Here is a 4,193-nt window from a genome sequence, read left to right on the forward strand (position 1 = left end):
CGGTTTCGGTTGGTTTCGGCAACCTGGGCGTTAACTCGCGCGCCAACATACACCAAAACCACCACCCCGTCAGGGAGCCACCAGCTCCCGGCCGGTCTCTCTTCTTCTCCGCCTTCTCCGTCTTCTCCGTCTTCTTCTCTGTCCTTATCGGCCCCTTCTTGACGAATCCCCTCCCGACTCTGGGGATTTGTCGACACCTGTGGGGTGATTTCTGCTCCTGGAGTGAAGGTTGGCGTCGAGGCCGCGTAGTTTTGTCGCCAACACGCATCCGTAGGAGCAGTCTTGGCACGCAAGATCGGCAGCCGGTACACCGCCCACCAGATCCTTGGTCGGGGCAGCGCCGGCACGGTGTGGCTCGGCGAGGGACCCGAGGGGCCCGTCGCCATCAAGCTGTTGCGCGAGGACCTGGCGTCCGACCAGGAGCTCGTCGGCCGCTTCGTCCAGGAGCGCACGGCACTCCTGAGCCTCGACCACGCGCGCGTGGTGGGCGTCCATGACCTGGTGGTCGACGGCAACGACCTCGCCCTGGTCATGGACCTGGTCCGCGGCACCGACCTGCGCACCCGCCTGGACCGCGAGCGCAGGCTCGCTCCGGAGGCGGCGGTGGCGATCGTCGCGGACGTCGCGGACGGGCTCGCGGCGGCGCACGCGGCGGGGATCGTGCACCGTGACGTGAAGCCGGAGAACGTACTCCTGGACATGCAGGGTCCGCTGGGCCCCGGCGGCTCGCACCCGGCGCTCCTGACGGACTTCGGCGTCGCCAAGCTGATCGACTCCCCGCGCCGCACGCGCGCGACAAAGATCATCGGTACGCCGGACTACCTGGCCCCCGAGATCATCGAGGGCCTGCCCCCGCGCGCGGCGGTCGACATCTACGCCCTCGCGACGGTCCTGTACGAACTCCTGGCGGGCTTCACACCCTTCGGCGGCGGTCACCCGGGCGCGGTGCTGCGCCGCCACGTCACGGAGACGGTGGTCCCCCTCCCCGGCATCCCGGACGAGCTGTGGCAGCTCATGGTCCAGTGCCTGGCGAAGGCCCCGGCATCCCGGCTTCGCGCCTCCGAGCTGGCCGCGCGCCTGCGGGAGCTGCAGCCGCTGGTGGCGGGGATGCCGCCGCTGGACGTGGACGAGCCGGACACGGAGCCGCTGCCGGAGGAGGCAGACGAGGAGCCCGCGCCGGACCCGGCCCCGGGCGCCCCCCGCCGGGGAGCGGTTCCTCTGGTCCCCGGAGCCGCCCCCGACTCGAACCGCGACACCCACACCTCGATGCGGGTCCCCGGCCCCGACGAGCTCGCGGGCGGCGCCCGAGGCACGGCCCGCGCCCCCCGCGCCGTGGGTTCGGCCCGCCCCGGCTCGGCCCGCCACCGCGCCTCGGCCCGCCGCCGCAGGATCACGCTCGGCGTGGCGGGAGCGGTGATCGTCGCTGCCGCGGGCATCGGCACCTGGGCCGCCACCAGCGACGACGACGCGGACGCAACACCCCAGGACACAAAGAACTCGGCCCCAGAGTCCCCCTGACCCGGAGCCCTTCCCACCCACAAGCCTTTCCCACCCACCCACCCGATCACCCGGCACCACGGGGCGAGCCCGCGGCGGATCACTCCCACCCACCCACCCGTACCTCCGGGGCAATCGGGCGGGTGGGCGGGAAGGATCCGGCGCGGAGCGCCGGGACAGGTCAGGCCACAGGGCAGCAGGCGACCGACGGCCCGGGGCGGATCCGCCCCGCTCCTACGGCCGGGGCCGGATGCCGGGCAATCGGGCGGGTGGGCGGGGAAGATCCGGCGCGAAGCGCCGGGACAGGCTCCGCCCGCAGGGCAGCACAACCGTGACGTCCCCGCCCCCACAGGGCAGCACACCCGCCACGCCCCCCCCGCGACACCCCCGCAGGCCCAGCGACACCGTTCCCCCGCCCGGGAGGGCAGACCGCTTGCGCTCAGCCGTTAGGCTGGACCCGTGGCAGTCGTCGATGTATCCGAAGAGCTCAAGTCCCTCTCCTCGACCATGGAGTCGATCGAGGCCGTCCTGGACCTCGACAAGCTGAGGGCAGACATCGCCGTGCTCGAGGAGCAGGCGGCCGCGCCGTCCCTGTGGGACGACCCGGAAGCGGCACAGAAGATCACCAGCAAGCTGAGCCACCTCCAGGCGGAGGTGCGCAAGGCCGAGGCCCTGCGCGGGCGCATCGACGACCTCGGCGTGCTCTTCGAGATGGCCGAGGAGGAGGACGACCCGGACACCCGCGCCGAGGCCGAGTCCGAGCTCACGGCCGTGAAGAAGGCGCTGGACGAGATGGAGGTCCGCACGCTCCTCTCCGGTGAGTACGACGCGCGTGAGGCGCTCGTCACCATCCGCGCGGAGGCCGGCGGCGTCGACGCCTCCGACTTCGCCGAGAAGCTGCAGCGCATGTACCTGCGCTGGGCCGAGCGGCACGGCTACAAGTCGGAGCTCTACGAAACCTCGTACGCGGAAGAGGCCGGCATCAAGTCGACCACCTTCGCCGTCCAGGTCCCGTACGCCTACGGAACGCTCTCGGTCGAGCAGGGCACCCACCGCCTCGTCCGCATCTCGCCCTTCGACAACCAGGGGCGTCGCCAGACCTCCTTCGCCGGCGTCGAGATCCTCCCGGTCGTCGAGCAGACGGACCACATCGAGATCGACGAGTCCGAGCTGCGCATCGACGTGTACCGCTCATCGGGCCCCGGCGGCCAGGGCGTCAACACGACCGACTCCGCGGTCCGCCTGACGCACATCCCCACCGGCATCGTCGTCTCCTGCCAGAACGAGCGCTCGCAGATCCAGAACAAGGCGAGCGCGATGAACGTCCTCCAGGCCAAGCTCCTCGAGCGCCGCCGCCAGGAGGAGCAGGCGAAGATGAACGCGCTCAAGGGTGACGGCGGCAACTCCTGGGGCAACCAGATGCGTTCGTACGTCCTGCACCCCTACCAGATGGTGAAGGACCTGCGTACGGAGTTCGAGGTCGGAAACCCGGAGTCCGTGTTCAACGGCGAGATCGACGGTTTCCTCGAGGCCGGAATTCGCTGGCGCAAGCAGCAGGAGAAGTAGCAGAAAGCGCTCGCACCGCTTTATCGACAAGGCAACTGCTGCCCCTGTGGCGGCAGTTGCCCTTTGTTGTGCCTCTTACGTCACAGTCACATCTCCGTACGCCGGTCAACTGATCCCATTTCAGACATCGCGCCCGCAACGACCTTGACGCTGTCATGAAAAGTGGAAAGGCTAGCGAGCGGCATGCGTATCTCTGGGACGCGTGTGATCTGTGGGGGCCGATCCAGTGCCCCCGGCGAACGCAGTCCCGGACGCTGCCTCACTGACGATTCAGCTACTGGGGGTAGCAGCCAGATGACCAAGAAGACGCGGATCCGCGTGGCACGGATAGCGGCCGGTGCGGTGATCGCCGCGGGTGCTTCGCTGACCGCCGCCGGTGCCGCCTCGGCCCTGGACGTCGGCGTCGAGCTCGGCGGTGCGGGCGTCCACGCCAACGCCGACGAGAACGGCATCGGTGTCGACGTCGGCCTGGGCGATGACGACGACGAGCCCACCGAGGAGCCGACGGAGATCCCGACGGACCCGGAGGAGCCCACGGAGGAGCCGACGGAGCCCACCGAGGAGCCCACCGAGCCCACGGAGGAGCCGACCGAGCCCACCGAGGAGCCCACGGAGCCCACCGAGGAGCCGACCGAGCCCACCACGGACCCGACGGACCCCACGGACCCGACGGACGAGCCCACCGCCGACCCGAGCGACCCGGGTAACGGCAACGGCACGGGCGGTAACGACAACGACCCCGACGGCGGCTCCAACCCCGTCGAGCAGGGCAAGGGCAAGGACAGCCTGACCGACACGGGCTCCACCCCGGTCGAGCAGGGCGGCGACAAGGCCGACAAGGGCGAGCTCGCCGAGACGGGTGCCGCCGAGACCACGTTCCTGCTGATCGGCGCCGCGACGATGATCGCCGGCGGCATCGGCTTCCGCGTTCTGCCGCGCTTCGTCGGCAACCGCGGCGCCGCTGCCTGATCCAGGGCACGCGGTATGCGTACGTGATGTACGCGACGTACGTCAGAAGGGCCCGGTGCCCGGCGCCGGGGCCGTCTGGGGGTGCTGGCGCGCCCCGGGCGGGGGGTGTTATAAAAAAATACGAGCCCCCGAGTCCAGGTGTGATGTGGGGTGGCGGGTGG

At 70.5% G+C, this 4,193-nt stretch carries 3 protein-coding genes; all 3 read left to right on the plus strand.

Features of this window, described 5'->3' with window-relative positions:
* Positions 1-282: 282 nt before the first annotated feature.
* The 3 genes from ACFWY6_RS26365 to ACFWY6_RS26375 all read left to right on the plus strand — a co-directional run bounded on the left by ACFWY6_RS26365 (position 283) and on the right by ACFWY6_RS26375 (position 4,032).
* Positions 283-1,518, plus strand: coding sequence for a serine/threonine-protein kinase (locus ACFWY6_RS26365; protein ID WP_384695043.1), 1,236 nt, complete (start codon positions 283-285; stop codon positions 1,516-1,518).
* 438 nt (positions 1,519-1,956) lie between these two features.
* On the plus strand, positions 1,957-3,063 hold the full coding sequence (gene prfB / locus ACFWY6_RS26370) for a peptide chain release factor 2 (RefSeq protein WP_360766383.1): 1,107 nt from the start codon (positions 1,957-1,959) through the stop codon (positions 3,061-3,063).
* 294 nt (positions 3,064-3,357) lie between these two features.
* The gene (locus ACFWY6_RS26375; protein ID WP_361827907.1) at positions 3,358-4,032 is read left to right on the plus strand and encodes an LPXTG cell wall anchor domain-containing protein; all 675 of its coding nucleotides are present in this window, start codon (positions 3,358-3,360) and stop codon (positions 4,030-4,032) included.
* The last annotated feature ends 161 nt before the right edge of the window (positions 4,033-4,193 follow it).

The sequence above is a fragment of the Streptomyces sp. NPDC059037 genome, assembly GCF_042740015.1.
Taxonomy (GTDB): Bacteria; Actinomycetota; Actinomycetes; order Streptomycetales; family Streptomycetaceae; genus Streptomyces.

What these genes read in the sequence shown, in the direction of transcription:
- ACFWY6_RS26375 (WP_361827907.1), top strand. Translation starts at nt 3,358, where the DNA reads ATGACCAAGAAGACGCGGATCCGCGTGGCACGGATAGCGGCCGGTGCG.